Origin of the sequence: Pseudoalteromonas sp. P1-16-1b (assembly GCF_001401785.1) — a bacterium.
In the GTDB taxonomy this organism is placed as follows: domain Bacteria; phylum Pseudomonadota; class Gammaproteobacteria; order Enterobacterales; family Alteromonadaceae; genus Pseudoalteromonas; species Pseudoalteromonas undina.
Window position 1 is genome coordinate 1 of record NZ_LKGQ01000062.1, and the last position, 319, is coordinate 319.

Here is a 319-nt window from a genome sequence, read left to right on the forward strand (position 1 = left end):
GTAAGCGAATCACTTAAAGTGCGTCGTAGTCCGGATTGGAGTCTGCAACTCGACTCCATGAAGTCGGAATCGCTAGTAATCGCGTATCAGAATGACGCGGTGAATACGTTCCCGGGCCTTGTACACACCGCCCGTCACACCATGGGAGTGGGTTGCTCCAGAAGTAGATAGTCTAACCCTCGGGAGGACGTTTACCACGGAGTGATTCATGACTGGGGTGAAGTCGTAACAAGGTAGCCCTAGGGGAACCTGGGGCTGGATCACCTCCTTATACGATTTAGAACTTATTTGTTCGTAGTGTCCACACAGATGATTGTTA

The 319-nt window shown here is 50.5% G+C and carries 1 rRNA gene; it reads left to right on the forward strand.

Going from position 1 to position 319, the window contains the following annotated elements:
• Positions 1 to 271: ribosomal RNA gene (locus tag AN392_RS18195) — 16S ribosomal RNA — on the forward strand; the annotation flags it as partial.
• Positions 272 to 319: the final 48 nt, after the last annotated feature.